The following is a 25,189-nucleotide window of genomic DNA, read 5'->3' as shown; positions in this document are numbered from 1 at the left end:
CCCGGAGAGCCGGACGGCCACTCCAGGGCAGCCACCAAGGGCAAGCAGCCATTAGCCACATCCGGCCCTCCCGGGCCGCCTAACAACTTACGGAGCAGCCATGCCGCCGAGCCCACCCGCCGTCGCCGCACTCGATCCCCTCGACCCCCGCCAGCGCGACGTGCTGTACGCCATCGGCTGCGGCCTGACGGACGCCGAGATCGCCGCCTCGCTCGCCATTCCGGAACGCGCCGTGGCCGGCCACCTCGGCCGGATCCTGGCCACGCTCCGGCTCCGCGACCGGGCCGCCGCCATCGTCCACGCCTTCGACTGCGGACTGGTGACGCCCGGCCACGGCCCGCGCCGACGAACTGCGGACACCCCGTCACGAACCCGCGCCCGCCGGGCGGCGGACCGCACGCCCGGTGCGGGCCTGCGGATCTCCCTCCTCGGCCCGCCGCAGGCCTGGCAGGACGGGCGACCCGTCGACCTGGGACCGGCTCGCCAGCAAGCCGTCCTCGCCGCGCTGGCCCTGCGGCCGGACCGAGCGGTGGGCACGCACGAACTGCTGGACCGGATCTGGGGGATGGAGCCGCCGGTGGGGAACGTCGTGCCGGTCTACATCTACCGGCTGCGCAAGATCCTGCGCACCGGGCCCGGGGACGGCACGGCCGCGGTGATCGAACGGGAGCAGGCCGGCTACCGGCTCAACCGCGGTGCGGTCGAGGTCGACGTGGCCCGCGCCGAGGAGCTGGCCGCCACCGCGACGACGGCCGAGCGGGCCGGTGACCTGGCCGAGGCCGTACGCGTCTGCTCCCAGGCGCTGGACCTCTTCTACGGCGAGCCCCTGGCCGGCCTGCCCGGACGGTTCGCCGAACTCGAACGGCTGCGGCTCACCGAACACCGGATCACCCTGGCGCAGCGGAAGGCGGGGTGGCAGCTGACGCTGGGCCGGACCGCCGAGGCGACCGCCGAACTGTCCGCCCTGGCCACGGCGCACCCGCTCAACGAGCAGATCGTCGCGCTCCTGATGCGTGCCCTCCACCAGGGCGGCCGGCAGGCCGAGGCCCTGGCCGTCTTCGACCGCACCCGCCACCGCCTGGGCGAGGAACTGGGTGTGCTCCCCGGCGAGTTGCTTCGCCGCACCCGGCAGACGATGCTGAGCCGGGACCGGAGGTCCTGACCTGGCCCGCGTCCTTCTCCAGGGGACACGGAACCGGGCCGGGCTCCGGATCTTGACGTGGTCGAACACCAGGAGGCTGTCATGAGCGAGATACCGGGAGCACGTGCCGAACTGAACCGGCTGGGCCGGTCCCTGCGCGAGCAACTGGTCGCGTTGATCACCGACCTGACGCCCGGTGCCGACCTCGGTCTGCTGTTCCTCGACGATCCGTTGGTCGCCGACTGGCACGATCCGCTCCGCTACCACTTCTCGGCCCTGTTCCGCGGGGAACGTCCCGCGACCGTCCCCGCCGCCGAGATCGCCTCCCGTGCGGCCGTCCTCCTCGACGCGGCCGGCTGGGACGTCACGACGTCGGAGGCGCAGCAGGACGGGAAGCGCGCCACCATGGTCCTCGCCCGCCGTGACGGCAACGCCATCCGCGTCGGAACCGGCGACCACACCTCCGCCGTGATGTTCAGCGGGCGGACACCGGCACTCGCACTCCGCGCGCCGAAGCCGTTCCAGTGGCCGGAGCCGGTCCTGACGCCGGAGGCCGTCACACCCGGTCACGTCCTCTGCTACGAGTGCGACGGCCTCGGCTGGTGCCCCAGCTGTGGCGGTCGTGGGTGGAGGCCCAGCGAGCCTCACGGACGGGCCCGCTGCAGCGAGTGCTTCGGGAAGAAGGTCTGCCCGATCTGCCGCGGCGGGGGCGACCTGGCCGTCTCCGACCTGTCGGACTACCAGCGGGGCTACTACCCGGAGCTGGAATGACACCGGACCGGCGTCCTCCGTCCGCGGACGACACCCGGACCGGTATGGCCGGAACTCGGCGGTGCGGGGCGGGGAGTGGAGTTAGCCTGACGGCATGGTTGCAAACTACAAGGAAGAAGTAGCCATGGGCGAGCCGGAGTTCATCAGCGCACCCGCCCTGATCCTCCGGTCCCTCTCCGCCGACCCGGACCGGCGCGCCATCACCACCGCCGACCGCGTCGAGATCACCGCGGGCGAGTTCGCCGCCGCCACCTACCGCCTGGCCCACGAGCTCCTCGCCCGGGGCGTGGGACGCGGCGCGACCGTCACCCTCCTCACCGGCAACACCGCCGAGGCGCTCAGCGCCCGCTACGCCGCGGGTCTGGCCGGCGCGCGCGTGGTGAACCTGTACGACGGGATGAGCGCCCCGGTCCTGGCCGAGATCGTGGCCGGCGCGGACACCACCGTCCTCCTCGTGGACGGCGAACGGTACGCGGACGCCACCGAGCTGCTGCCCCTGGTCGACGTCACGGCGGTCCTCGCGCTGGGGCCGGGCGGGCCCGCCGAGGACGTGATCGCCGCCTCCGCCGGCCGGCCCGCCGAGGACCCGGCCGTCCCCATCGGCCCCGGCGACGACATCGGAATCCGCCACACCGGCGGCACCACCGGCATTCCCAAGGGCATCGTCAGCCTCCACGGCCCCTACCGCAGCATCCTCGACACCCCGTTCGACGGCCGCCCGGACGACGAACCGCCCCGCCTCCTCGTCGCCACCTCGCTCGCCCACCTCGCCGGGGTGCTCGCCGACGTGACGCTCCACGCCGGCGGCTCGGTCGTCCTCCAGCGCTCCTTCGACCCCGGCGCGGTGCTCGCCGCCATCGAGCGCGAACGCGTCACCGACCTCTGGGTGCTGCCGCCGCTGCTCTACCAGCTGCTCGACCACCCGGCCATCGGCCGCACCGGCCTGGCCGGGCTCCGCCGCATCATGTACGGCGGCTGCCCCTCCTCCCCGACCAGGATCCGCGAGGCCGTCAAGGTGTTCGGGCCCATCCTGGTCAGCCTCTACGGCATGTCGGAGGCGCAGAAGATCGCGGTGCTCACCCCGGACGAGTACGCGCGGTTCGGGGACGACGGCCCGCTGCCGGTCGGCCGGCCCTTCCCCGACGTGGAGGTGGCGATCCGCTCCGCCGACGGCACCGACCTGCCGGCCGGCGAACAGGGCGAGGTCCACGTGCACTCCGCCACCCTGATGGCCGGGTACCTGAAGCGGCCCGACCTCACCGAGCAGGTGCTGCACGACGGCTGGCTCGACACCGGCGACATCGGCTACTTCGACGCGGACGGCTACCTCTTCCTCTCCGGCCGCCTCAAGGACCTGATCATCGTGGTCGGCGGCCACGTCTACCCCACCGAGGTCGAGGACCTCCTCCTCACCCACCCGGCCATCGCCCAGTGCGCCGTCTACGGCGTGCGTGACGCCCAGGAGGCCGAACACGTCCACGTCGCCGTCGTCCCCGCCCCGGGGCAGCGGCCGCAGCTGGCGGACGTCCGCGCCTTCGTCACCGCGAACAAGGGCCGCATCTACGCGCCCGAGGCCCTGCACCTGGTGGAGGCGATCCCGCTGACGGCTGTCGGCAAACCGGACAAGAAGCGGCTCCGCGAGGCCCTCGCGGACTGAACCGCGTACGCCCGAACACCGGAACGCTCACCGAAACCCCACCGAACCCCGCACGGATCCACACCTGCTTTCAGCCCATGGTGGGGTTTGGCTCAATGAACCACGGCCCGGGTGTCGAGAAGCCAACGGGGGTGGCGGCGCTGAGGGCTGCCACCCCCACCACGGTCCGTCAGGGCGGATACCCGGTTGGAGAACGCCGAGCGCACCACTACCATCCCGCAGATGATCATCTCTCATGACGTGGCAGGGAACGGGCCCGCCGTCCTCCTGCTGCACTCCTCGGTGTGCGACCGACGGATGTGGGACGCCCAGTGGCAGCCGCTGGTCGACGCGGGGTACCGGGTGGTGCGGTGCGACTTCCGAGGATTCGGCGACTCTCCGCTGGCGGACGGCCCGTACAGCGACGCCGGAGACGTGCTCGCCCTGCTCGAACACCTCGGCATCGAGTCCGCCGCGCTGGTCGGCGCCTCCCACGGCGGACGAATCGCGCTGACGGTGGCAGCGCTGCGCCCGCACGCCGTGTCCGCGCTCGCCCTGCTGGGGGCGGGCATGCCCGGCCACGAAGCCAGTGCGACGCTTCGCGCCTTCGGTGCGCGCGAGGACGAGCTTATCGAGGCCGGTGACGTGGCGGCTGCCGTCGAACTGAACGTCTCGACGTGGCTGGGGCCGGAGGCGGACGAGGAAGCCCGCGAAAGCGTCCGGCGGATGCAGCGGCACGCCTTCGAGGTGCAGGCGGAGGCCACCGGCGGACCGGATCGCGAGGAGGTCGACCTCACCCGGATCACCGCCCCCACGCTGGCCGTTTCCGGTGCGCACGACCTGCCGGACTTCCGCGAGATCGCGGCCGCCCTGCCCGTCCGGCTCCCGGACGCCCGCCACCTCGAACTCCCCTGGGCCGGCCACCTGCCGAACCTGGAACGACCGCACGAGGTGACGCGGGTGCTGGTCGAGTTCCTCGCGGACACCGCCGGGCCGCGGGAGCGGTGACGGCGCCGATCCCCCTGGGGAGGCGTCACCCGACGGAATTCTGCCGGCGCGAGAACGCTCCCGGGAGGCGGGTGAGCCCGCGACGCTCCCGCTCCGCCGTCCGCCAAGCCGCCGTGACCGCGCGGTGGGCGGCGACCGTCGCCTCCGCGACGCCGCCCTCCAGGTGGAGCGGCGCGCCCACGTGGACGTGCACGGCGGGACGCCGCAGCGGGGCGGTGGCGAAGCCGGCGATCTGCTTGGTGGCACTGCCCGAGCTCAGACGGCGCGCACCGCACTGGCCCAGCGGCACCACCGGGGCACCACTCGCCGCGGCGAGCCGGGCCAGGCCGGTGCGGAAGGCGCCCGGCTCCGCGTCACCGGAGTCCCGGCGCCTGGGAAGGCAGCCCTCACCGTAGATCAGCACGACGCGACCGGCCGCCAGCGCGGCCGCGGCCGAGTCGAGGGCCGACGCCGCCCGGGCCGTCCCCCGGTGGACCGGGATGTGCCCGCCGGCCCGCAGCGCCGCGCCGAGCACCGGGATCCGCCACAGCCCGGCGGTCGCCATCACCACCGGCTCGGTCCCGAGGCGGCGCAGTGCGGCCAGCACCACGCCCGGGTCCGCGAGGGAGCTGTGGTTGGCCACGACGATGCTGCCCGGCGCGACCGGGCCCGCCAGTTCGGAAGTGACGGACAGACGACCGAGGACGGGGAGCAGCGTGCTGGCGATCCGGCTGAGCATGGACGTTCCTCATCTGGCCTTCGACGGCGGGCTGGTGGCGCCATCCTCGCGGAGCACCGCCGCCGGCCGCCTGAGTAGCCGTACTCAACCCGGCGTGGGTTCGCCCGTCCGCGACGCCCCCGCACGGCCGCGCGGCTTCGCGTAGCGCGGCTTCACCCAGGGCAGAACGCCACGCCCTTCCCCCGGCGCCCTGGATCCATAGGCTGGAGGGGTGAGCACTCATGCGCCGAACGAAGCCCGCGTCATCCCCCTGCGCCCGAAGACCGCGCCGGCCGGTTCCGGCGGGGCGGCCGGTGCCCCGCAGCGGCCGGCCACCGCCCCGCAGCCGCCCGAGCCGAAGGAACCGCTGTGGCGCGACCTCGTCGGCGACGTGCTGCGGCGCGAACGGCTGGCGCAGGAGCGCACGCTGAAGGACGTCGCCGACGAGGCCCGGATCTCGATGCCGTACCTGTCGGAGCTGGAGCGCGGCCGCAAGGAGGCCTCCTCCGAGGTGCTCGCGGCCGCCGCCCGGGCCCTCGGCCTCGGCCTCGGCGACCTGCTCTCGCTCGCCCAGGAGGACCTCGCCCGGCACGCCCGGATCAGCCGGCTGGGCCGGAGCCCGGTCGACCGCGGCCGTACGTCGCCCACGGCGCGGTACGACGGCCTCTGCCTCGTCGCCTGACCGGACCGGCGGCCGGTACACCCCTGTAGTACCGGCCGCCGGCCGAGCCGCCCGGACCACTCCGGACTGCTCCGGGCCCTGCGGCTCAGGCGAACGCGAGTCGTCGGCTCAGCACCTGGTCGGCGATCCCGTACGCGACGGCCTCCTCGGCGGTGAGCACCTTCTCCCGGTCCATGTCCGCGCGCAGCGTCGCCACGTCGTGGTGCGTGTGCCGGGACAGGACCTCCTCCACCTGCGACCGGATGCGGACCATCTCCTTGGCCGCGAGGCTGAGGTCCGAGACCGTCCCCTGCCGCCCGCCGCTGGCCGGCTGGCCCAGCAGCACCCGCGCGTGCTGGAGCACGAACCGCCGCCCGGGATCCCCGCCGGCCAGCAGCACCGCCGCCGTCGACGCCGCCTGGCCCACGCAGAACGTGGAGATCGGCGCCTGGACGAACGTCATCGTGTCGTAGATCGCCATCAACGAAGTGAACGTTCCGCCAGGCGAGTTGAGGTAGATCGAGATCTCGCGCTCCGGGTTCTCCGACTCCAGGTGCAGGAGCTGCGCGATGACCACGTTGGCGACGCCGTCGTCGATCTCGGTGCCGAGGAAGATGATCCGCTCGTTCAGCAGCCGGCTGAAGACGTCGTAGGACCGCTCGCCCTGCGCGGTGCGCTCGATCACGTACGGAACCGTGTAGGACCCCATGTCACAGCCCCATCCGTCGGCGCGACGAGGCCGGGCGGATGTCGGCGAGCGACTCCACCACCCGGTCCACGATCCCGTACTCCCTGGCCTGTTCGGCCGTGAACCAGCGGTCCCGGTCGCCGTCGCGCGCGATCGTCTCCTCGCTCTGCCCGGTGTGCTCGGCGGTGATGCGCTCGATGGCCTTCTTGGTGAACAGGAGGTTCTCCGCCTGGATCTCGATGTCCGCGGTGGAGCCCCCGATGCCCGCCGACGGCTGGTGCATCATGATCCGCGCGTTCGGCAGCGCGAACCGCTTGCCGGCCGCGCCGACCGTGAGCAGGAACTGCCCCATGCTGGCCGCGAAGCCCATCGCCAGCGTCGAGACGTCGTTCGGGATGAGCCGCATGGTGTCGAAGATGGCGAGCCCCGCGGTGACCGAGCCGCCAGGGCTGTTGATGTACAGGCAGATGTCGGTGCGCGGGTCCTCCGCCGAGAGCAGCAGCAACTGCGCACAGACCCGGTTGGCCGACACGTCGTCGACCTGCGTGCCCAGCAGGACGATCCGCTGGGCGAGCAGTTGCGCCGCGAGGTGGTCGTCGAACCGGCTGGGTGGGGTGTCTCCCTCCTCCGCGCGGGGCAGGAGGGTGCCGAGTGGAGTCATCAGGTCTCCTCGAAGAAGTGGGGATGCTGTTCCCCATCACTCTCGACCGCCGGAGACCTCCGGATGCGATTTCTCTGCCCGCCGCAGATTCGCCACGGGCAGAGGCGCCGGGGGCAGAGGCGCCGGGGCGCGGGAGAACCGCCTTCCCCGCCCGCGCCCGGTCTGCTTGGATTCCGCCATGAGCACGGGAACCCACTCGGAATCGGTCTGACGAAGAGCACCTGGAGCGACGCCGACTTCGAGGCGATGGGATGGCACGACGTCACCATCCACGGGATCTGCGTGCAGCCGAGCACCTCCCCCGACAACCCGCTGCCGCGCCTGCTGCTGGACATCGACTACATCGTGCGCTGGGTGCACCCGGTCGCGCCCGAGCAGCACTTCACCTTCTGGATCGCGCCGTCCACACTCGCGTTCGAGGACGTCTGGGACTTCGAGGGCGACCTCGCCTTCGGCGGGATGGCCCTGCACCTCGACATCGATCGCCTCCACCGCTCGGCCCCGGATGACGGTCGCGGCGGCCCGGTGCACGGGAGCGACCCCGGGTGGCACATCGAAGGCCACTACTTCGACCTCAGGTTCCGGGCGACGGGATATCACCAGTACGTGCGGCAGGCACCCTTGCACTCGAAGCGGCTCGTCCTCACCCACCACGACCGCGGAGGACTCGGCTTCGCGGAGACGGCCTTCGCCTGACCGGACCGTCCCGTTCACCGGACTCCGGCCCGCAGGGCCTACGGCCGGCCGCCGCTCGCCGGGCTACTCGGCGTCGCGCGGGGGCAGCCGGCGTGTGATCCGGTCGAACAGGTCGGCCAGTGGCTCGCCGACCTCCCGGCCGAACTCGGTCAACCCGTAGGTGACCTGGGGCGGTGACGTCGGTTCCACCTCGCGCCAGACCAGGCCGTCCTGGACCAGGACGCGCAGGGTCTGGGCGAGCATCTTCTCGCTGATCCCGTGGATGCTCTCGCGCAGCTCGTAGAACCGCAGCGCGTTGCTCCGCAGGGAGATCAGCACCCAGACGCCCCACCTGCTGGTCACGTGGTCGACCACGTCGCGCGCGGGGCAGTCGGTGTGAAACACCTCATACCGCCTGCCCGCCTCGGCCTGCCTGAACTGCACCCCTCCCGCCATGTCATGAGCTTACCTCAAGGTATGTCCTTACGAAAGATTAGCTCCGACTCCTAACGTGAGGGCCACCTCAGGGAATCGAGCAAGGAGCTGATCATGATCGTGGTGACCGGGGCCACCGGAAACGTGGGCCGACCGCTGGTGCAGGCGCTCGCGACGGCGGGCCACCAGGTGACGGCGGTGTCGCGACGCACTGCGCCGGTACCGGACGGAGTCCGCCATGTCGCGGCCGACCTCACCGAACCCGTCGGCCTCGGGACCGCCCTGACGGGGGCGAAGGCGCTGTTCCTCCTGCTGTCCGGCGACCTGCACGCCGCCGGAGCGAACCCTGCCGACGTCATCGGCCGGGCCGCGGCGCACGGGGTCCGGCGCATCGTCCTGCTGTCCTCGCAGGGGGTGGCGACCAGGCCGTTCGGCCCGACGCGGATCGCGATACGCGCCGTGGAGGACGCCCTGCGCGCGTCCGGAACGGAGTGGGCGATCCTCCGGCCGGGCGGGTTCGCCTCGAACGCACTCTGGTGGGCCGAGTCCGTCCGCGCGCAGCGGGTCGTCGCCGCCCCCTTCGGCGACGTCGGCGTGCCGATCGTCGACCCGGCCGACATCGCCGAGGTCGCGGCCGCCTGCCTGGTGGAGGACCGGCACACCGGCGGTGTCTTCGAGTTGACCGGCCCGGAGCTCATCACGCCCCGCCGGCAGACGGAGGCCATCGCCGCCGCACTGGGCTCGCCCGTCCGGTTCGCCGAACTCACGCGCGACGAGGCCAGGTCGGCGATGTCCCGGGCCATGCCGGTGGAACTCGCCGACGACACCCTGGACATCCTCGGCTCCCCGAACCCGGCCGAACTGCGGATCAGCCCCGACGTCCAGCGCGTCCTCGGCCGCGCGCCGCGCCCGTTCGCCGACTGGGCCGCCCGCAACGTCGCCGCGTTCCGCTGATCACAGGCCGACGGCCGGCCCCCACCTCAGGGAGCGTGGGAGCCGGCCGTCCTGCTCCGCTGTCGCCCGCTCAGGCGTCAGCTGCCACCCCGGCAGTTGACGACGACGGCGACCGTGGCCGCAGGTCAGCCCACGGTCACGGTGAACACGGGCGACACGGTGTTCCCGCTGACGATGCGCAGCTCGTTCAGGCCCTTGATGCCGAGCTTCACACCGAGCGAGTAGGCGCCGTTGCGGTTGGTGTTCACCGACGCCGGCAGGGTGACCCACGAGCCGTGCTGCTTCTGCTGCAGGGTCACCTTGGTGCCCGGCTTGAGGCCGGTGGTCGTGCCGCTGACCCGGAACAGCTCCCAGGCGTGGACGGACGAAACCGACGGCTTGGCGGTGATGCCGGCCTGGGCGGCGGCCGCGGCGGACGAGCCGGACGCGGCGACCGTGGCGGCGACGGGCTGCGCGGACGGGGCGGACGGGGTGGCGGCGATGGCGGTGCCCGCCAGGCCGATGGAGAGCACGCTGACGGCGGTCACGGCGGCCAGGCGCATGGAGTTCCGCTTGGAGACGATCACGGGTACACCTCTTTCGAGGGGAGGTGGGTGCCGGCCCGACCGCGGTGTCCGGTGCGGCCCGGGCCCTGTCATGTATACGGACGCCGCACTGCGCCGGTCGGTTGTGGGCGAAACGTCACCGCCCTGTAACAGCCTGCGACTGCCCCGAGCCGTCCTCGTCCCGCCCCACCCCCTGTCGTCGCCCCGTCAACCCTGTGGTGTGATCGTCTTGTTGACGTACGACCGACAGGAGCTCGCCTCATGACCACCACGCCCACTCCCACCCGGCTGACCGTCGGCCCCCACACCTTCGACGCACTCGCCGCCGGGCCCGCCGACGGCGAACTCGTCCTGCTGCTCCACGGTTTCCCCGAGTTCGCCGACTGCTGGACCGCCGAGCTCACGGCGCTGGCCGCCGCCGGCTACCGCGCGGTCGCCGTCGACCAGCGCGGCTACTCCCCCGACGCCCGCCCCGAGGACATCGCCGACTACGCCGTCGAGCACCTCGTCGCGGACGCCCTCGGCTTCGCCGACGCACTGGGCTCGCCGCGCTTCCACCTGGTCGCCCACGACTGGGGCGGCCTCGTCGCCTGGGCGCTGGCCTCCGCCCACCCTGAGCGGCTCCACAGCCTGACCGTCCTCGCCACCCCGCACCCCGAGGCGCTCTACGAGGCCATGAACAACGGCAGCGACCAGCGCGAACGCTCGCAGTACGTCAAGCTCTTCCGCCGGCCGGGCAACGTCGCCGAGCAGGGGATGCTCGCCGACGACGCGGCCCGCCTGCACACCCTGTACCGGGGCGCACTGACGGAGGAGCTCGTCGAGTCCAACGTCCGACGCCTCACCGAGCCGGGCGCACTGACCGCCGGCCTCAACTGGTACCGGGCGATCAACGACGAACTCCGGGTGCCCGCCGGGGAGATCACCGTCCGCACGCTGTTCGTCTGGGGCACCGAGGACATGGCCCTGGGCCGCGACGCCGCCGAACTGACGGCCAAGCACGTGAGCGCCCCCTACCGCTTCGTCCCCCTGGAAGGCGCCACCCACTGGCTCCCGGAAGCCGACGCCGACCGCATCATGCCCCTCCTCCTGGAGCACCTCGCGGGCTGACCGCGCCCGCACCATCGGCCACGCGGCGGCGGACGCCGCTTCGCCGGGCAGTTCGCGGTCCCGCGTCTCGGGGAGGCAGATGGCGGCGGCTCCCCGGTCGTGCACGGCGCCGCGCGTCAGCCGCACAGTGCTGCCGTTTGCGCCTGCATCATCCCCTTGCTCAGCGGGACGGGCGGCTCGCCCTTAAGATCGGCACCGATGTCGTAGAGGTTGCCGACGAGGACCAGCTGCCGCTCACCGTCGGTGGTGGTGAGCGAGACGCTGGTGAAGCCGGGCCCGCCGCCGTCGGTCTCCCAGGCGGCGACGGACCTGGTGTCCGGCGCCGCGCCGCACGACACGTCCATGTGCTGAACGCCGAGTCCGTACGCCGGTGCGTGCGGGAAGTTCACCGTGGTGAGGAGTTCGCGCTGCTGGGCGGGCCGCAGCAGCTTGCCGGTGAACAGCGCCCGGTGGAAGTGGGCCAGGTCGTTGACGGTGGAGATCATGGCGCCGGCGGTCCAGTCGTAGGACGGGCTGAAGCGCGTCACGTCCTGGTGCTCGAAGTCGTAACCGTGCAGGTGAGGGCCGTGGATGGCCGGATCGGTCAGCGGGAAGGCGGTGTCGTCGAGGCCGAGCGGGGCGAGGATCCGTCGGTGGATCTCGGCCGAGGCGCTGTGGTGCGTGACCGCTTCGACGACCAGACCGGCGACCAGGTAGTTGGTGTTGGAGTACGACCAGCCGGTTCCGGGCGCGAACAGCGGCTCGTGCCGCACGGCACGGGCGATCACCTCGCGCGGGGTGTAGACGTAGTCCCGGTCGTGGCCCTCCAGGTAGGGGGCGAAGAACTCGGGCTCGGTGGTGGGGTCGTAGATGCCCGCGGTGTGGTTGAGCAGTTGGCGGACGGTGATGGCCGAGCCGTCGTTGCCGTTCCCGTCGACGACTCCGGGCAGCCACGTCTCCACGCTGTCGTCCAGGGACAGCCTTCCCTCCCCCTCCAGTTGCAGCAGCACCGTCGACACGAACGACTTGGTGTTGCTGGCGATCCTGAACCGCTGGTCCGGCCGGGCCCGCTCGCCGGTGGCGAGGTCCGCGACCCCGGCCGCCACCCGCGACTCCCGCTCCCCGTCCCGGGCGTAGGCCAGGACTCCCGGGAACCCGTCCGCGACCGCCTGCTCGACGCCCTCGGCGAGACCGACCGGCCGCGCCGCCTCCCCTGGCACCGGCCTCGGCGCCGGCTGCGCGACGGCCGTCGCCGGGAGAAGCCCCGTGACCGCCACCGCGCACACACCCGCCCACAGCGCCGCCGTCCCCGTACGTGCCCTCATCGACATCCCCTGTTCGTGCTGCTCGTTCCCTGTTCACGCCCAGCGTGCCGCGCCGGCCCGCCCCCTGCCCAACCGGCTACCACCCGAATAGGTCCGGGGGTTAGCCCCCCCGAGGTCAGGTGGAGGAGCTGGAGGCGCACGGGCGCCGCGGACGGCGGCTTCGGCGGCCGGGCGCCGGGCGGAAGCCCGGACCATGGAGAAGCCGCATCCTTCCGTTCGCCCGCCACGCGGTGCCGACGGGGACCTTCAGGCGAGCGCCGCCTTCGTCAGCACCCCGGCCGCCTTCCCGTCCACCAGCACCACCACTCCCGCGTGCCCGCCCGTCAGCGCGGCCCGCGCCTCGGCGGCCGACTGCCCGACCCCGACCGTCGGCAGGGCCGGCCCGAGCAGCGCGCGCACCGGGCCGTCGGGCTTGGCGCCGCCGTCCGCGAGCGCCACCTGGAGCACCTCCCGGGACACCGAGCCGAGCACCTCCCCGTCGGCCACCCCGTACGGCCGCGCCGCCCGCGGCAGTACGGCCGGGGCGACTCCGCCGGGCACGGCCCGCAGCGCCTCCAGCGCCTCGCCGACGGTCGCGTCCGCGCCGACCGTCACCAGCGGGCCGGCGCCCTCCAGGGCCGCCCGCAGCTCGCCCTCCCCCGGTTCCTCCAGGAAGCCCAGCCGCCGCATCCACCCGTCGCTGTGCACCTTGGACAGGTAGGACCGGCCCGAGTCCGGCAGCAGCACCACGACCAGGTCGTCCGGTCCCAGCTCGCGCGCCACCCGCAGCGCGGCCGCCACCGCCGCCCCGGACGAAGGGCCGGCCAGGATGCCCTCCTCGCGCGCGAGCCGGCGCGCCGTCAGCAGCGACTCGCGGTCCGGGATCCGCTCGAACCGGTCGATCACCTCCGAGCGGTAGGCCTGCGGCCAGCGGTCCTCAACCGTCTCGGGGTGGAGGAAGTGGCCGATGCTCTCGACGAACCACGGGCTGCCGTCGCCGCCCCCGTACGACGAGGACTCCGGGTCAGCGCCGACGACCGTCACCGCACCGCCGGAGGCCTGCTTGAGGTACCCCCCGGTGCCGGTGACGGTGCCTCCGGTGCCCACGCCCGCGACGAAGTGGGTGACCCGGCCGCCCGTCTGCTCCCAGATCTCGGGGCCGGTGGTCCGGACATGGGCGTCCGGATTGGCCAGGTTGTCGTACTGGTTGGCGAGCCAGGCCCCGGGGATCTCCTCGGTCAGCCGCCGGACCACGTTGAACAGGTGCCGCGGGTCCTCCTGTGGCACGGAGGTCGTCGCGAGCACCACCTCGGCCCCGTACGCCCGCAGGATGTCCGACTTCTCGGGCGCCGACTTGTCCGACACCCCGGCGATCACCCGGTACCCCCGCTGACGGCCCACGATGGCGAGTCCGATGCCGGTATTGCCGGACGTCGCCTCGATGATCGTCCCGCCGGGCCCCAGCAGCCCCTCCCGCTCGGCGGCCAGGACCATCGACAGCGCGGCACGGTCCTTGACGCTCCCGCCGATGTTGAGGAACTCGGCCTTGGCGTAGATCGGCGCGGCGATCCCGGCCCCCAGCCGCCCGAGGCGGAACAGCGGCGTCCCGCCGATCGCGTCGAGGACGGACTCGTGCACTGCGGTCATCATGCGCTCCTTCATCCGGGTCACCGTGCAACCGGGTCAACGTGTGCAGACATGTCCGAGCCTGCCCACGACCGAACCCCGGTAGACGAGTCCGGGGCGAGGTCGGTCACCTGTCTCCCCAGACGGTGAAGAAGAGCACGATGGGGACCAGACTCAGGAGGACGCCGATCGCCTTGCCGACCGGGCCGCCGTTCTTCCGGCCCGCGAGCAGCAGCACGATGCCGGACGGAAAGAAGCCCACGAGGATGGGCAGCGGCATCATCAGCCACGGCAGAGAGACCACGAGCTCCAGGCCGAACTGCAGCCAACCGACGACGAGACAGGCCGCGCGGAAGCCCCAGCGCCCGGGCACCCCCAGGGGAATCAGCGTGCTGAGCCCGGCCAGAGACCACCTGGCGAGGGTCTCCTCGTCGGCGCCGGCATGACCCGTCGCGTACGCGACGGCGTAGACCAGCCACGAGGCACCGGCACACGCGGCGAGCCCCCACGGCCGAGGCTCGGCGTAGTGCGACGAGAAGGACCGCATCATCATCCACCCCCAGGGATGCTTTGAACGCGTTCAAGAGTCTTGAACGCGTTCAAAGTAGCATCACCGTCCACCTCGCGAAGACCCACCCCCTCACGCGCGGACGGCCCTCGCCCGCCCCCGCCCGACCAGGTGTCCGAGCGGTCCGCGAGACTGGCCCGCGCAAGGACCGGCCATCGCACCACCTCGGGGGAGACCATGCACGACCCGCTCGACGGGCTCGACGACATCGACTGGGCCGCGCTGAACCACGCCTACGGACCCGCCACCGACGTCCCCGGCCTGCTGCGCGGCCTCGCATCAACGGATCCGGCCGAGCGCGACCACGCGCTGGACGCCCTGTACGGAGGGGTCCACCACCAGGGCGACGTGTACGACTCCACCCTCGCCTGCCTGCCGTTCCTCTGTGCGCTCGCCGCCGCTCCCACCGTCGCCGACCGGGGTGCCCTGCTCGCCCTGCTCGACAGCATCGGCGAGAGCGCCGCCCGGCGCGCCGAACTGGCCGATCACCTCCCCGACCCCCAGGCCGTCGTCACCAGGGCGCAGGAGACCGGCTGTTGGAGCGACGACCTGGAGCTCGCGTACGGCCTGCTGGCGCGCGACGCGCTGGCGCGGCGACTGCCCGGCCTGACCGCGCTGCTGACCGACGCCGAACCGGACGTGCGCGCAGCAACCGCCGTTCTCCTGGCAGGCCGCCACACCCGACCCGAAACCGTCCTGGACCTCATCACCACGCCGCCCGCCGCCGAGGAACACCACCCGACGGTCCGTCACGCCCACGTCATCGCCCTGAGCACCCTGGCCGGGCGGCTGGGCGACGACCCGCCGCGGCAGCTGCGGGCCACGCGGGCGCTGGCCCGGCTCGCCTCGCCCGGCCAGGACCCGGCGACGGAACTGACCGCGCTCGCCGCCCTCGCCCGCCACACCCCGCAGCACCTGCCCGAGGGCCTCGCGGACCGGGCGACGGCCGCCCTGGACCGCGCCCGGCAGCACCCCACCGCGCCGCCCGGCGAGCCCCGCCCCGAAACCGACACCCTCCTCTCGCACCTGCGCACCCTGCAGACCGCGTCCTTCACCGAGGAGACCGACGAACTCGTCGCCGAAGCACTCGACGACCTCGTCGACGCCCTCGGCGACCGGGTGCCGGAGCGTCACCGGCTCGTGCTGCACACGCTGCGCCACGGAGACCCGCACAGCCCGCAGGCCGCCGTCGACCGGGCGGGCGACCTGCACAGCGGCTGGCGCGTCCCCGACGCCGACGCCGCGCAGACCGCCGAAGCGCTGGGCCGGCTCCTCCGCGGCTCGGACCCACAACTCGCCGCAGCAGCGGCCCAGGAACTGCGCCTGGGCCGGTTCCCGCTCGCCCCCGACCTGCTCGACACCGCGGCCGCCATCGCCGACGACGGGCGGTACCACACCGACTGGGGCTGGGAGCGCAAGCTGCCCGGCCAGTGCATCCAACTCCTCGCCGCCGCGGGCGACGAACGGGCCGTCGGCCTCCTCGCCCCGCTGCTCGCCGGCCGCTCCGTCCCCGCGGACCTGGCGCTCTACTGCCGCCAACTGCGCCCGCACGCCCAGGAGATGCTCCCCGCACTGCTCGCCCGGGCGCACCCCGCGACCGAGCGCTGCGAGGTGGACGGCGTCATCGACGACGCCGCGCTGCACGAGGTCGGCCGGCTCCTCGCCGCCATGGCCGCCACCGGCCACCCGCAGGCGCACGTGGTGATCGGCCCGGTGCTGGCCGCGTGCCTCGACCTCACCCGGGACACCACCGGCTCGCTGCATCCCGGCCTCCGCACGGTCCTGTCCGACCCCGAGGGCCTCGGCCCCGATGCCGAGGACGCCCTGCCCGTCCTGCGCGAACTGCTCGGCGACCCCTACCCCGTCACCCGGGTCGACGCCGCCCGCGCACTGTGGCACGCCGGGCAGGATCCCGCCGAGGTCCTGCCCGTGCTCGACGCCCTGATCTCGGACACCGGCGACTGGTTCCCGCGCTTCCACGCGCTCGAACTGGCCGCCGTGATGGGCCCGGACGCCGCCCCGCTCACGGGGCGCATCCGTACCGCCCTCGCCGCCGAACTCGACATCGAGGAGCACGACCACACCCTCGTCCGCCTCCTCCTCGCCGCCCGGGCCACCACGCCCCGGCCCGACGACGACCGGCCCGACGACGACCTGCTGCGCACCCTGTGGACGCGCAGCCGCCCCGTCCGCCCGCTCATCGCGGCAGCACTGCGGCGCGAGCAGGCCGAGCGCCCGCTCCCTCCCGGCCTCCCGGAGCTGCTGCGCGCCGAACTCGCAGACCCCCGCCGCGTCGGCAACAACGGGGACCACAGTCGCGGGACGCGGTACGACACCGACGCCGACGACCGCTTCCGCGCCGACTGCCGGGCCCTGCTCGCCGAGCAGCCGGACTGATCGCCTCCGCCCCGGCCGTCAGCGCCGGTTGAGCCGGCCGCAGACGAAGTGGTCCCGGTCCGCGCCCCGTTCGACGATCCACCGGTAGTCGACGTCGCCGGCCGGCCCTCCGGTGTCCGGGGCCTGCTGGGAAAGACGCCACGAGCACAGCCCAGTTGCACAGCACGAACCTCACGAGGAGATCCGCATGGACCATCGGGACGTCGACACGGCCTTGGCAGAGTTGCTGAGGGTGCTGGGACCGCTCGCCGACGAGGATTGGACGGTTCCGGCAGGTCCGCTGGAGTGGAGCTGTTGGGAGACGGCGGCGCACATCGGGCACGACCTGCTGGCTTACGCGGGGCAGGTGGCAGCACGTCCCGCCGATTCCTACCTCCCGTTCGACCTGGACGTCCGCCCCGCCGCCTCCCCGACTGAGGTACTCCAGACGGTCACCGCCTGCGGCCGCCTCCTCAGCTGCGTACTGGCCGCAGCCGGTCCGACCTTGCGGGCCTGGCACTGGGGTCCCTGTGATCCCGAGGGCTTCGCGGCAATGGGCGTCGCCGAAGCCCTCCTGCACACACACGACATCACGCAGGGACTGGCCGTGGACTGGCAGCCGCCCGCACCGCTGTGCGCGGCCGTGCTCGGCCGGCTGTTCCCCGACGCCCCTCCTGGAGACCCCGTCCAGGTGCTTCTCTGGTGCACCGGCCGCCAGGAACTGGACGGCCTTCCCCGCCGAACCTCGTGGACATGGAAAGCAGCGCGCTCCGACTGATCGCACCCACCCGGCGAACCTTCTCGGTCACAGCGCCGGGTCAGCCGCTGCGGCGCCGCCCGCGGGTCCGCCCGGTGCACGGCCCGCGACGGCGCGACCGCCCGACCACCAGGTGGCTCGTCGGGAGGCGGTGGGTGGCGGGCCCGTCGATACTGGGGCGGGACCCCGAGGAGGAGATCGTGGACTACGGTTTCGGCGTCCGGCTCGACCGGCCGTTCGCGGAGGTGGTGGAGGCCGTCACGGCCGCGCTCAAGGAGCAGGGCTTCGGTGTCCTGACCAGCATCGACGTCCGGACGACGCTGCGGGAGAAGATCGGCGAGGAGGTCGAGGACTACGTGATCCTCGGCGCCTGCAACCCCTCCCTCGCTCACCGCGCGCTCCGGGCCGACCGGCGGATCGGGCTGCTGCTCCCGTGCAACGTGGTCGTCCGGGCGGACGGCGACGGCGCCGTCGTCGAGGCCGTCGATCCACAGGTGCTGGTCGCGCTCGCGGGGCCGGACGGTGGGCTCGGCGAGGTCGCGGACGAGGCCGGCCGGCGGCTGCGTGCCGCGCTCGGCTCGCTGCGGGACTGAGGGGGCCGGCCGTGAACGCTCCCGTCGTCGTCGGATTCGACGGCTCGCCCGAAAGCCTCGCCGCCACCGAATGGGCCCTCCGCGAGGCGCAGCGCCGCCGGTGTCCGCTCACGCTCCTCCAGGCCTGGGCCGGGCCGCATCGGGATGTGGCGGGGCGGGACGAGACCTTCCGCCGTACGCAAGAGCAACTCGCCAACCGGGAAGCCGAGTTGAGCGAGATGGCACCCGGGGTGCCGGTGACCGCTTCGCCCGTGTCCGGCGACCCGGTCGAGGCGTTGGAGGAGGCCGGGCGAACCGCCGCCCTGGTCGCGCTCGGCTCGCGCGGCCTCGGCACCATCCGCGGGTACCTGACCGGCTCGGTGAGCCAGGAGGTGCTGCGCCGGGCGGCCTGTCCGGTGGTGCTCGTCCGCGCGCAGGCCCCGGCCTCACCGGGAGGCGGGTCGAACGGGCCCGTGCTCCTCGGGCTCGACCTGGCGCACCCTGCGGAGGACGTGCTGGCGTTCGCCTTCGAGGCCGCCGCCGTCCGCTCGGCGCCGCTGCGGATCGTCCACGTCTGGTCCCCGCCGGCCGGGACCGAGTACATGTCCTACGGCTCCATCGGCGGGCTGGAGGGCGAGATCTCCGGTGTCGAGCGGAACGGGCTCGCCAAGGCCACGGAGGTCTGGCGGGCCCGTCACCCCGAGGTGACCGTGACCGCCGACCTGGTCCGGGGCAAGGCGGCCATCGAGCTCGTGGACGCGGCGGCGACGGCCAGGCTGCTCGTCGTCGGCCGCCGCGCACGGCACATGCCCCTGCGCCACCACCACCTGGGGACCGTCGCACACGCCGTGGTCCACCACGTCCACTGCCCGGTCGCCGTCGTCCCGTACGGCTGACCCGACCGGCGCCCGTCACCCGGGTGGCAGGCCGTACTGGCGTCGGCAGGGGACGGCACGCACGGTGGACGAGGGGCTTCAACGGTTCACAGGACGGTGACGGTACAGGTGACGACACAGATGAACGCGCACGATTCCGCTCCCCGTGTCGTGGTCGGCGTCGACGGCTCGCCGTCGTCGCACGCCGCGCTGCGCTGGGCCCTCCGGCACGCCACCCTGATCGGCGGCGTCGTGGACGCGGTGGGCGCCTGGGAGCCGCCGAGCCACATCGGCTGGTCGGCGCCCGTGGTGGACCACTCCTTCGACCGGGAGGTGGCCGAGAAGCGGTTCGCCGACGAGCTCGACCGGGTGCTCGGTGACCGGGTGCTCGGCGAGGGGCGGACGGTGGAGGTGCGGCGGACGATGGTGATGGGCGACCCGTCCGACGTGCTCCTGAACGCCTCCCGGGGCGCCGAGCTGCTCGTGGTGGGCAGCCACGGCCGCAGCGGCCTCACCCGTGCCCTGCTCGGTTCGGTCAGCACGCGTGTGACGCAGCACGCCACGTGCCCGGTGGTCGTCGCCCGCACGCACTGACGGCTCGGGCGGTGGTCCTGGTCAGGTGGGCGGAGGTGCTGCGATGGGCCCGCCCGGCCAGGGCCTCGCCTCGGAGCAGCCGGCCGGCGCAGGCGTCGGCCGGGTCGCGTGCGATCAGTAGGTGTAGTTCGGCCAGTGCGGATCGGTCCAACGGGCGGGCCCGGTGAGGCCGATCAGCCGCAGGCGGTGGAGCAGGTCGTCCGGGGCGCCAAGGGCTCTCAGCCGGGCAGGGGCGTGGCGGGTGAGCCAGGCGGTGAGGACGGCCACCATGCCGTCCTTGTCGTCGTGCCAGGTCCACCAGGGCAACTGGTCGGCGAGCAGGTCGTAGTCCCACTCGTCGACGGCCTCCGCGAGGCGACGATCGGCTGTCGGGTGGTCCAGCGCCTCCCAGACGTCGAGCCAGGGAACCAGTTCACCGGACGCCTCGACGCACAGGACGAGGGTCCGGGGCGCGTACGCGGCGGGGTCGGGGGTGACGAGGGTGTGGGCCCAGAACGCGTGCAGGAACTCCCGTACGGCCGCAGCCTGTTCCGGCGGCCACGCCTGCCAGTCCGCGCGGGCGAGCATGGTTCCGATCTCGTACTGGTACCGGGACGACTCGGACCGGCTGTCGACGACGGCACCCGCGAGCTGGGGCAGGATGCGTCGGAGCACCGCTCCGGGGTCGCCCCACCCGGGGATCTGCCAGCTCCGCCGGAGGAGGTCGGGATCGAGCACCACACCCGGCTCCTTGAGGAGGGCGAGCTCTTCGGCGCTGCCCCAGTGACACTCGCAGTTGTGCTCGTCGGGGTGCGCGACCGCGCCGCGGAAGACGACGGCGAGGTCCTCCATGGCCGCGTCGAGGCGAAGCCTCGCCCGGTCAGCCTGTATGTCGGTCATGGGCGTTCGCCTTCGGGGACTCCACCGGCCTGCACCTGGCGAAGATCGCCACGTTACCAGCGGGGAAACAGCCCCCTTCCGGCGGGCTCACCACGGCGAAGTGCATCGCCCCGGCGCCCAGCATCACCTCCGGGCCACGCGCAGCGCCCAGAGCACCAGCGGCACCTGCAGCGGGAGCCGGGCGACGGCAGCGGTGCGCAGCGGCGCCGGGCGGGTGCGCCAGTCGCGGGCCATCTGCACGTTGGCGGGGAGCACCGCGACGAACAGCCCGGCGGCGGCCAGTGCACCGGCGCGACGGGTGCGCGGGTGCGCGACGGCGGCGCCGACGGCCAGCTCCGCCAGGCCGCTCAGGTGGGTCCAGGTCCGGGGGCTGCCGGGCAGGGCGCGCGGGACGATCGCGTCGAACGGGCGCGGGGCGGCGAAGTGCAGGGCCCCGGCGCCCAGCAGCAGTCCGCTCAGCAGGCGGGCGGATCGGGCGGATCTGTCGGCGGGCATGCTGCTCCTCGGGGTGCTGGTCGGCGGGCCCCGGCGCGGAAGGCCTCTCCGGGGCTACCGGAGAGTAACCCCGGCGGGGCTGCGGGCGGAACACCCTGCCCGCCCGACCTCACGTGAACGGCAGCAGCATGACCGGCGCGCCGGTCGGGTGGGCGGACCCGCCCGCCGGTTCGACCGTGACGCCGATGCCCGTCGCCCCGTCCAGCGCCCCGGACAGCACGAGCGAACCGTCGCCGCCCGGCAGCAGCCCCGCCGGGCGCATCGTCCCGGCGTCGTCGAACCACAGCTCGTACGTCCTGTCACCGGCCGGGGCGGGCATGCCGGAGGCGAGGAAGGCCGCCTGGCCACGGCTGTGCGACCACACGACGGTCCCCACGCCCGCCCCGCCGGCCGCCGTCGCGCTGGCCGTGCGGGCGTCGGGTGCGGCGAGGAGGTCCGCGAACCGGTTCTGCTGTTGCTGGATGGCGGCGGCGCGCGCCCGCGCCCGGTCGGCCTCCCGGTGCTGCTGGACGGCGAGACCGCCGGCCGCGGCCGCGACGGCCAGGCAGGCGGCGAGCGCCAGCTTCGGCCAGGCGCGGCGCAGCCGACCGGGCCGGGGGCCCGCCGGCCGGACGGGGGCGGTCCGCGGGGCCTCCTGGCGGATGGCGGGCAGCGCGGCCATCACCCGCGCCTTCATGGCCCCCGGCGGCAGCACGGACTCCGCCGACCCGAGCCTGGCCAGGGTCGCGGCGAACTCTGCCACCTCCTGGGCGCAGGCCGGGCAGTCGGCCAGGTGCCGCTCGAACTCCGCGCTCTCGGCCGGGTCCAGCGCGTGCGCGGCGTACGCGCCCGTCAGCGTGTGCAGGTCGGCGACGCTCATGCGCCCACCTCGCTTCGCTCGGCAGCCGCTCCGCGCGACGCGCACCCTCCGAGGATTCGCTCGCTCATGCTCCCACCCCCAGGCAGTCGCGCAGACGGATGAGCCCGTCGCGCACGCGGGTCTTGACCGTGCCCAGCGGCACGCCGAGCAACTCGGCGACCTGCGGGTAAGTGAAGCCGCGGTAGTACGCCAGCGTCAACGACTCGCGCTGCAGCTCGGTCAGCACGCGCATGCACCGCCGCACCTGCTCGCGTTCCAGCCGGCCCTCGACCTGCTCCGCGACCTCGTCGAACACCGGGGCGTGGGCGGCGGCCGCGGCCCGCCGGTCGCGGTCGGCGGCGGCCTGCGCGGCGCGGACCCGGTCCACCGCGCGCCGGTGCGCGATGGTCAGCACCCACGGCATCACCCCGCCGCGTTCGCCCCGGTAGCGGGCGGCGGTGCGCCACACCTCGAACAGCACTTCCTGGGTGACCTCCTCGGACTGCGCCGGGTCCCGCAGGACGCGCCGCACCAGGCCCAGTACCGGCCCGGCCACCGCGTCGTACAGGTGCGAGAACGCGTCCTGGTCCCCGCGCGCGACCCGCGCGACCAGCTCCCCGAGGTCCTGTCCCGGCCGTCCCGGCCCGGACAGGTGCACGACGGCGCTCATCCGGTCGCGCCCCGGTCGCGGCGGGCGGGCGGCGAGCCCAACGGGCGGACGGCAGGCATGGTGGACCTCCCAGGGGCCACGGCCGGAGAACAGCCCGGCAGGGCGGAGCGGAGCGGAACGGACTGACACCCGTCCTTCGACGCCGGCACGCGACCGGATTGCCCCGCGTCCGAGGGCGCCGCCGCCTGTGCGGGGTTGTACGGAATTCGTGACTCCACACACCGCCTCGGCCAGCCTTGAGGCGGAACACCACGGGCGGGACCGGGCCCGGCCGAGGCGACCCGCCGCACGCGCCAAGTCCCGTGACCCGACCGCGAGTTCCTGATGCGAGAAGCACGGACCGACCACCTCCCACGCCCGAAGGAGCCAGGTGCACAAGACCATCGACCTGTGCGTCAAGATCGTGGACGGCGCCGGGAACCGGTACGGCAGCACGGCGTGCAGCAGGCAGGACGCCTACTGCGGCTCGGTGAACGGCTTCCTGACCACGGTGCCCTCCGGCACGTTCTACACCGTGGCGTGGTTCACCACCCCCGGTTACCACTACGCCGGCGAGTCCCCCGCGATCGAGGTCTCCTGAGCACGGGACGCCCCCGAGCACGGGCGCCGACATCCACGGGGGTGACGTCGGCGCCCGCCCGGCCCGCCCTTCGCCGCTGCCCGGCGCGGGGCGGGCCCGTGTACATCCGTTCGGACGATCGAGGGGCCACGGCGTGTGATGCGCACGCGTCACGAGAGGGAGGACGTCCCCACCTTGCCGCCCTGGGCGGGACGTCCGACGATGCCCTTGCGGAGACGAACCCCTGACCGGCAGCCAGACCGCCCCCTCCCGAGCCGTCGGCAACGGGCCGGACGCCGGCTTGCCCCGGCTGCTCAGGCTCCGGTCGCCTGCTTGAGCTTCGCGGTGTCGACGACGCTGTCGGCGGGCGGCGGCGTGACGGCGACCGGTACGCCGTAGTCGGTGAAGATGATCGTCGACCGGTCGTCGCTGACGCTCTTCAGCGGGTAGGGCTTGCCCTGCGCAGAAACCCAGACGTCGGTCTTGGAGCCGTCACCGTCGGTCACGTGGAGGACGAGGGCGGGCTTGCCGTTCTCCGTGGTCCGGTCGCCCTTGGTGTCGCTGCCGTCCGCCGTCTGGGCGCCCATCCCGGCGATGTCGCAGAGGCTCGACGAGCTCTTCAGGTTCTGGTCGTCCGCCGGGCCGGTCAGCCAGCGCCCCTTGAAGAGCTCGGCGGCGACGTCGCCCTTCGGACCCGCGATGGTCTTCCGGAAGGTGGCGTCGGGCTTGAGCCAGGCGTGCCCGGACGTGCTGACGATGTCGTAGGTGCCCTTCGAGCCCATCGCGAGGTTGCCGGTGCAGTCGCCCTTGCGTGACGTCGGCCACCGGGGTGGCGGCCGGGTCCGGCCGGCCGATCCGGTGGCCGGTGTACTCGACGGCCGGCTTGTCAGGGCTCCGGGTCTCCCCCGCCGCCGGCGGTCCCGGCCCGAAGCCGGCCCAACTGCCCCCGACCGGCGGTCACGTGGCGTGGGGGCCCCGGGCGAGGCGCGGGGTGTCGGCGGGCTCGGGCCCGGACGGGCGGCGTCCGGCCGCGTCGCCCACGGGGATGCGCGGCAGGGCGTAAGGGTGTTCGTCCCGGAGGTAGCCGATGAGGTGCTCGCGCAGGGCGCAGCGGAGCGCGAACGCGTCGTCGGCGTCGGCCGCCGTGGCCAGCGCGCGGACGACGATCGTGGTGGGGGTGGTGTCGACCACCTGCAGGGCGCTGCCCTGGCCGTCCCACAGGTCGCTCTTGGCCAGGAAGTCGTCGAACTCCTGGCGCAGCAGCCCCACCGGGGCGTGGTGGTCGAGGTGGAGCAGCGCCGTGCCGGTGATCCGGCTGGAGCGGCGGGACCAGTTCTCGAACGGGCGGCCGACGAAGTAGGACATCGGCATCACCAGCCGCCGCTGGTCCCAGGTCTCGATCACCACGGCCGTCAGCGTGATCTCCTCCACCTTCCCCCACTCCCCCGCCACCACCACGACGTCCCCGATGCGGGCCAGGTCGCCGAAGGCCATCTGCACCCCGGCGAAGACGTTGGCGAGCGTGCTCTGCGCCGCCACGCCCGCTGCCACGCCGACCAGGCCGGCGGAGGCCAGCAGACTCGTGCCGACGCCGCGGACCTCCGGGAAGGTCATCAGGACGGCGCCCAGCGTCGCGACGGCGACGATCGCCTGGCAGATCCGGCCGAGCAGGCTGGCCTGGGTCCGGGCGCGCCCGGCCCACACCGGGTCGCGCCGGTGGACGGCGATCCTGAGGGCGCCCTCGGCGACGAGCGCGACCAGTCGCCCGCACAGCCATCCGCCGGAGGCGATCGCGAGGACCACCGTCAGGTGCCGCAGTCCCTCGCGGGCGGCGGGCGGCGCGGCGATCCAGGGTTGCGCGGCGGCGAGCACGAGGCACGCCGTCAGTGCCAGGACCGGCTGGCGGCAGCGGCGCACCAGGAGCGGCACGCCGACGGCGCCCCCGGGAGCCGCCAGCCGCCGCGCCACCGCCTGCACCACCCGGTCGAGGCCGTAGGTGACGAGGGCGGCGGCGACGCCGGCGACGGCGAGGCGGAGCAGGCTCCACCACATGTGCCGGTCTCCTTTCTGCGGCGACGGGTTCGAGCGGACCGCGCGGCTGGGTCAGTCGGGCGG

The 25,189-nt window shown here is 73.8% G+C and carries 28 protein-coding genes; 14 read left to right on the top strand and 14 right to left on the bottom strand.

Translation table 11 applies throughout. From position 1 onward, the window contains the following. Nucleotides 1-100: 100 nt before the first annotated feature. From AB0C76_RS27475 to AB0C76_RS27460, 4 genes are all read left to right on the top strand, one after another. On the top strand, nucleotides 101-1,162 hold the full coding sequence (locus AB0C76_RS27475; protein ID WP_359970682.1) for a BTAD domain-containing putative transcriptional regulator: 1,062 nt from the start codon (nucleotides 101-103) through the stop codon (nucleotides 1,160-1,162). Between the two features lie 81 nt (nucleotides 1,163-1,243). After that, nucleotides 1,244-1,912, top strand: a complete 669-nt coding sequence (locus tag AB0C76_RS27470) for a hypothetical protein (RefSeq protein ID WP_359970680.1) — start codon at nucleotides 1,244-1,246, stop codon at nucleotides 1,910-1,912. A 94-nt stretch (nucleotides 1,913-2,006) separates the two neighbouring features. After that, a complete protein-coding gene (locus tag AB0C76_RS27465) occupies nucleotides 2,007-3,569 on the top strand; it encodes an AMP-binding protein (RefSeq protein WP_359970678.1) in 1,563 nt (520 codons plus the stop codon). A 222-nt stretch (nucleotides 3,570-3,791) separates the two neighbouring features. After that, nucleotides 3,792-4,556, top strand: coding sequence for an alpha/beta fold hydrolase (locus AB0C76_RS27460; RefSeq protein ID WP_359970676.1), 765 nt, complete (start codon nucleotides 3,792-3,794; stop codon nucleotides 4,554-4,556). Between the two features lie 25 nt (nucleotides 4,557-4,581). Here the strand turns inward: AB0C76_RS27460 and AB0C76_RS27455 are convergent, their stop codons facing one another. Next, complete coding sequence (locus AB0C76_RS27455; RefSeq protein ID WP_359970674.1) at nucleotides 4,582-5,274, bottom strand: lysophospholipid acyltransferase family protein; 693 nt, start codon at nucleotides 5,272-5,274, stop codon at nucleotides 4,582-4,584. A gap of 211 nt (nucleotides 5,275-5,485) precedes the next feature. On the opposite strand from AB0C76_RS27455, the gene AB0C76_RS27450 reads away from it, so the two are divergent. Further along, on the top strand, nucleotides 5,486-5,935 hold the full coding sequence (locus AB0C76_RS27450) for a helix-turn-helix transcriptional regulator (RefSeq protein ID WP_359970672.1): 450 nt from the start codon (nucleotides 5,486-5,488) through the stop codon (nucleotides 5,933-5,935). 85 nt (nucleotides 5,936-6,020) lie between these two features. Here AB0C76_RS27450 and AB0C76_RS27445 read toward each other — a convergent pair whose 3' ends face one another. Both AB0C76_RS27445 and AB0C76_RS27440 read right to left on the bottom strand, forming a co-directional pair. Further along, nucleotides 6,021-6,623, bottom strand: coding sequence for an ATP-dependent Clp protease proteolytic subunit (locus AB0C76_RS27445; RefSeq protein WP_359970670.1), 603 nt, complete (start codon nucleotides 6,621-6,623; stop codon nucleotides 6,021-6,023). A 1-nt stretch (nucleotide 6,624) separates the two neighbouring features. Continuing rightward, nucleotides 6,625-7,263, bottom strand: a complete 639-nt coding sequence (locus AB0C76_RS27440; protein ID WP_359970668.1) for an ATP-dependent Clp protease proteolytic subunit — start codon at nucleotides 7,261-7,263, stop codon at nucleotides 6,625-6,627. A 246-nt stretch (nucleotides 7,264-7,509) separates the two neighbouring features. Between AB0C76_RS27440 and AB0C76_RS27435 the strand changes: the two genes are divergently transcribed. Then, on the top strand, nucleotides 7,510-7,959 hold the full coding sequence (locus AB0C76_RS27435) for a hypothetical protein (RefSeq protein WP_359970666.1): 450 nt from the start codon (nucleotides 7,510-7,512) through the stop codon (nucleotides 7,957-7,959). 63 nt (nucleotides 7,960-8,022) lie between these two features. Here the strand turns inward: AB0C76_RS27435 and AB0C76_RS27430 are convergent, their stop codons facing one another. Beyond that, complete coding sequence (locus tag AB0C76_RS27430) at nucleotides 8,023-8,394, bottom strand: helix-turn-helix domain-containing protein (protein ID WP_359970664.1); 372 nt, start codon at nucleotides 8,392-8,394, stop codon at nucleotides 8,023-8,025. A 93-nt stretch (nucleotides 8,395-8,487) separates the two neighbouring features. Between AB0C76_RS27430 and AB0C76_RS27425 the strand changes: the two genes are divergently transcribed. Beyond that, complete coding sequence (locus AB0C76_RS27425) at nucleotides 8,488-9,327, top strand: NAD(P)H-binding protein (RefSeq protein WP_359970662.1); 840 nt, start codon at nucleotides 8,488-8,490, stop codon at nucleotides 9,325-9,327. Nucleotides 9,328-9,452: 125 nt separating this feature from the next. On the opposite strand, the gene AB0C76_RS27420 is transcribed toward AB0C76_RS27425, so the two are convergent. Beyond that, a complete protein-coding gene (locus AB0C76_RS27420) occupies nucleotides 9,453-9,893 on the bottom strand; it encodes a hypothetical protein (protein WP_359970660.1) in 441 nt (146 codons plus the stop codon). Nucleotides 9,894-10,133: 240 nt separating this feature from the next. Here AB0C76_RS27420 and AB0C76_RS27415 point away from each other — a divergent pair, with 240 nt between their 5' ends. Next, the gene (locus AB0C76_RS27415) at nucleotides 10,134-10,982 is read left to right on the top strand and encodes an alpha/beta hydrolase (RefSeq protein ID WP_359970659.1); all 849 of its coding nucleotides are present in this window, start codon (nucleotides 10,134-10,136) and stop codon (nucleotides 10,980-10,982) included. Nucleotides 10,983-11,098: 116 nt separating this feature from the next. Here the strand turns inward: AB0C76_RS27415 and AB0C76_RS27410 are convergent, their stop codons facing one another. The 3 genes from AB0C76_RS27410 to AB0C76_RS27400 all read right to left on the bottom strand — a co-directional run bounded on the left by AB0C76_RS27410 (nucleotide 11,099) and on the right by AB0C76_RS27400 (nucleotide 14,444). Continuing rightward, entirely contained in the window at nucleotides 11,099-12,286 is a 1,188-nt protein-coding gene (locus tag AB0C76_RS27410) for a serine hydrolase domain-containing protein (protein ID WP_359970657.1), read from the bottom strand. A gap of 246 nt (nucleotides 12,287-12,532) precedes the next feature. Further along, entirely contained in the window at nucleotides 12,533-13,927 is a 1,395-nt protein-coding gene (locus tag AB0C76_RS27405; protein ID WP_359970655.1) for a pyridoxal-phosphate dependent enzyme, read from the bottom strand. Between the two features lie 91 nt (nucleotides 13,928-14,018). Beyond that, nucleotides 14,019-14,444, bottom strand: a complete 426-nt coding sequence (locus tag AB0C76_RS27400; RefSeq protein ID WP_359970653.1) for a hypothetical protein — start codon at nucleotides 14,442-14,444, stop codon at nucleotides 14,019-14,021. 192 nt (nucleotides 14,445-14,636) lie between these two features. Here AB0C76_RS27400 and AB0C76_RS27395 point away from each other — a divergent pair, with 192 nt between their 5' ends. The 5 genes from AB0C76_RS27395 (at nucleotide 14,637) to AB0C76_RS27375 (ending at nucleotide 19,633) form a co-directional block, all read left to right on the top strand. Next, the gene (locus AB0C76_RS27395) at nucleotides 14,637-16,856 is read left to right on the top strand and encodes a hypothetical protein (protein WP_359970652.1); all 2,220 of its coding nucleotides are present in this window, start codon (nucleotides 14,637-14,639) and stop codon (nucleotides 16,854-16,856) included. A gap of 187 nt (nucleotides 16,857-17,043) precedes the next feature. After that, on the top strand, nucleotides 17,044-17,613 hold the full coding sequence (locus tag AB0C76_RS27390) for a maleylpyruvate isomerase N-terminal domain-containing protein (RefSeq protein WP_359970650.1): 570 nt from the start codon (nucleotides 17,044-17,046) through the stop codon (nucleotides 17,611-17,613). Nucleotides 17,614-17,792: 179 nt separating this feature from the next. Then, on the top strand, nucleotides 17,793-18,185 hold the full coding sequence (locus AB0C76_RS27385) for a DUF302 domain-containing protein (protein WP_359970648.1): 393 nt from the start codon (nucleotides 17,793-17,795) through the stop codon (nucleotides 18,183-18,185). An 11-nt stretch (nucleotides 18,186-18,196) separates the two neighbouring features. After that, nucleotides 18,197-19,060: a universal stress protein gene (locus AB0C76_RS27380; protein WP_359970646.1), complete on the top strand. Its 864-nt coding sequence runs from the start codon at nucleotides 18,197-18,199 to the stop codon at nucleotides 19,058-19,060. A 120-nt stretch (nucleotides 19,061-19,180) separates the two neighbouring features. Next, complete coding sequence (locus tag AB0C76_RS27375; RefSeq protein WP_359970645.1) at nucleotides 19,181-19,633, top strand: universal stress protein; 453 nt, start codon at nucleotides 19,181-19,183, stop codon at nucleotides 19,631-19,633. Between the two features lie 114 nt (nucleotides 19,634-19,747). Here the strand turns inward: AB0C76_RS27375 and AB0C76_RS27370 are convergent, their stop codons facing one another. The 4 genes from AB0C76_RS27370 to sigK all read right to left on the bottom strand — a co-directional run bounded on the left by AB0C76_RS27370 (nucleotide 19,748) and on the right by sigK (nucleotide 22,515). After that, complete coding sequence (locus AB0C76_RS27370) at nucleotides 19,748-20,512, bottom strand: hypothetical protein (protein WP_359970643.1); 765 nt, start codon at nucleotides 20,510-20,512, stop codon at nucleotides 19,748-19,750. A gap of 123 nt (nucleotides 20,513-20,635) precedes the next feature. Further along, nucleotides 20,636-21,007 (bottom strand): hypothetical protein, encoded by a 372-nt coding sequence (locus AB0C76_RS27365; protein ID WP_359970642.1) that lies wholly within the window; start codon nucleotides 21,005-21,007, stop codon nucleotides 20,636-20,638. Nucleotides 21,008-21,116: 109 nt separating this feature from the next. Beyond that, on the bottom strand, nucleotides 21,117-21,866 hold the full coding sequence (locus tag AB0C76_RS27360) for an anti-sigma factor (RefSeq protein ID WP_359970640.1): 750 nt from the start codon (nucleotides 21,864-21,866) through the stop codon (nucleotides 21,117-21,119). Between the two features lie 64 nt (nucleotides 21,867-21,930). Next, the gene (gene sigK / locus AB0C76_RS27355) at nucleotides 21,931-22,515 is read right to left on the bottom strand and encodes an ECF RNA polymerase sigma factor SigK (protein WP_359970638.1); all 585 of its coding nucleotides are present in this window, start codon (nucleotides 22,513-22,515) and stop codon (nucleotides 21,931-21,933) included. Nucleotides 22,516-22,885: 370 nt separating this feature from the next. Between sigK and AB0C76_RS27350 the strand changes: the two genes are divergently transcribed. Next, nucleotides 22,886-23,095 (top strand): hypothetical protein, encoded by a 210-nt coding sequence (locus AB0C76_RS27350; protein WP_359970636.1) that lies wholly within the window; start codon nucleotides 22,886-22,888, stop codon nucleotides 23,093-23,095. Between the two features lie 293 nt (nucleotides 23,096-23,388). Here AB0C76_RS27350 and AB0C76_RS27345 read toward each other — a convergent pair whose 3' ends face one another. Both AB0C76_RS27345 and AB0C76_RS27340 read right to left on the bottom strand, forming a co-directional pair. Beyond that, nucleotides 23,389-23,856: a hypothetical protein gene (locus AB0C76_RS27345; protein WP_359970634.1), complete on the bottom strand. Its 468-nt coding sequence runs from the start codon at nucleotides 23,854-23,856 to the stop codon at nucleotides 23,389-23,391. A gap of 175 nt (nucleotides 23,857-24,031) precedes the next feature. Then, nucleotides 24,032-25,126, bottom strand: a complete 1,095-nt coding sequence (locus AB0C76_RS27340; RefSeq protein WP_359970633.1) for a mechanosensitive ion channel domain-containing protein — start codon at nucleotides 25,124-25,126, stop codon at nucleotides 24,032-24,034. Nucleotides 25,127-25,189: the final 63 nt, after the last annotated feature.

The sequence above is a fragment of the Kitasatospora sp. NPDC048722 genome, from assembly GCF_040650235.1.
Classification (GTDB): Bacteria; Actinomycetota; Actinomycetes; order Streptomycetales; family Streptomycetaceae; genus Kitasatospora.
The sequence above is the reverse complement of the archived record's forward strand: the minus strand, read 5'-3'. Positions and strand labels throughout refer to the sequence as shown.

What these genes read in the sequence shown, in the direction of transcription:
- AB0C76_RS27465 (WP_359970678.1), top strand. Translation starts at nt 2,007, where the DNA reads ATGGTTGCAAACTACAAGGAAGAAGTAGCCATGGGCGAGCCGGAGTTC.
- AB0C76_RS27370 (WP_359970643.1), bottom strand. Translation starts at nt 20,512, where the DNA reads ATGACCGACATACAGGCTGACCGGGCGAGGCTTCGCCTCGACGCGGCC.
- AB0C76_RS27430 (WP_359970664.1), bottom strand. Translation starts at nt 8,394, where the DNA reads ATGGCGGGAGGGGTGCAGTTCAGGCAGGCCGAGGCGGGCAGGCGGTAT.
- AB0C76_RS27365 (WP_359970642.1), bottom strand. Translation starts at nt 21,007, where the DNA reads ATGCCCGCCGACAGATCCGCCCGATCCGCCCGCCTGCTGAGCGGACTG.
- AB0C76_RS27470 (WP_359970680.1), top strand. Translation starts at nt 1,244, where the DNA reads ATGAGCGAGATACCGGGAGCACGTGCCGAACTGAACCGGCTGGGCCGG.
- AB0C76_RS27475 (WP_359970682.1), top strand. Translation starts at nt 101, where the DNA reads ATGCCGCCGAGCCCACCCGCCGTCGCCGCACTCGATCCCCTCGACCCC.
- AB0C76_RS27440 (WP_359970668.1), bottom strand. Translation starts at nt 7,263, where the DNA reads ATGACTCCACTCGGCACCCTCCTGCCCCGCGCGGAGGAGGGAGACACC.
- AB0C76_RS27360 (WP_359970640.1), bottom strand. Translation starts at nt 21,866, where the DNA reads ATGAGCGTCGCCGACCTGCACACGCTGACGGGCGCGTACGCCGCGCAC.
- AB0C76_RS27405 (WP_359970655.1), bottom strand. Translation starts at nt 13,927, where the DNA reads ATGAAGGAGCGCATGATGACCGCAGTGCACGAGTCCGTCCTCGACGCG.
- AB0C76_RS27415 (WP_359970659.1), top strand. Translation starts at nt 10,134, where the DNA reads ATGACCACCACGCCCACTCCCACCCGGCTGACCGTCGGCCCCCACACC.
- sigK (WP_359970638.1), bottom strand. Translation starts at nt 22,515, where the DNA reads ATGAGCGCCGTCGTGCACCTGTCCGGGCCGGGACGGCCGGGACAGGAC.
- AB0C76_RS27395 (WP_359970652.1), top strand. Translation starts at nt 14,637, where the DNA reads ATGCACGACCCGCTCGACGGGCTCGACGACATCGACTGGGCCGCGCTG.
- AB0C76_RS27460 (WP_359970676.1), top strand. Translation starts at nt 3,792, where the DNA reads ATGATCATCTCTCATGACGTGGCAGGGAACGGGCCCGCCGTCCTCCTG.
- AB0C76_RS27400 (WP_359970653.1), bottom strand. Translation starts at nt 14,444, where the DNA reads ATGATGATGCGGTCCTTCTCGTCGCACTACGCCGAGCCTCGGCCGTGG.
- AB0C76_RS27345 (WP_359970634.1), bottom strand. Translation starts at nt 23,856, where the DNA reads ATGGGCTCGAAGGGCACCTACGACATCGTCAGCACGTCCGGGCACGCC.
- AB0C76_RS27390 (WP_359970650.1), top strand. Translation starts at nt 17,044, where the DNA reads ATGGACCATCGGGACGTCGACACGGCCTTGGCAGAGTTGCTGAGGGTG.
- AB0C76_RS27435 (WP_359970666.1), top strand. Translation starts at nt 7,510, where the DNA reads ATGGGATGGCACGACGTCACCATCCACGGGATCTGCGTGCAGCCGAGC.
- AB0C76_RS27425 (WP_359970662.1), top strand. Translation starts at nt 8,488, where the DNA reads ATGATCGTGGTGACCGGGGCCACCGGAAACGTGGGCCGACCGCTGGTG.
- AB0C76_RS27445 (WP_359970670.1), bottom strand. Translation starts at nt 6,623, where the DNA reads ATGGGGTCCTACACGGTTCCGTACGTGATCGAGCGCACCGCGCAGGGC.
- AB0C76_RS27410 (WP_359970657.1), bottom strand. Translation starts at nt 12,286, where the DNA reads ATGAGGGCACGTACGGGGACGGCGGCGCTGTGGGCGGGTGTGTGCGCG.
- AB0C76_RS27340 (WP_359970633.1), bottom strand. Translation starts at nt 25,126, where the DNA reads ATGTGGTGGAGCCTGCTCCGCCTCGCCGTCGCCGGCGTCGCCGCCGCC.
- AB0C76_RS27375 (WP_359970645.1), top strand. Translation starts at nt 19,181, where the DNA reads ATGAACGCGCACGATTCCGCTCCCCGTGTCGTGGTCGGCGTCGACGGC.
- AB0C76_RS27455 (WP_359970674.1), bottom strand. Translation starts at nt 5,274, where the DNA reads ATGCTCAGCCGGATCGCCAGCACGCTGCTCCCCGTCCTCGGTCGTCTG.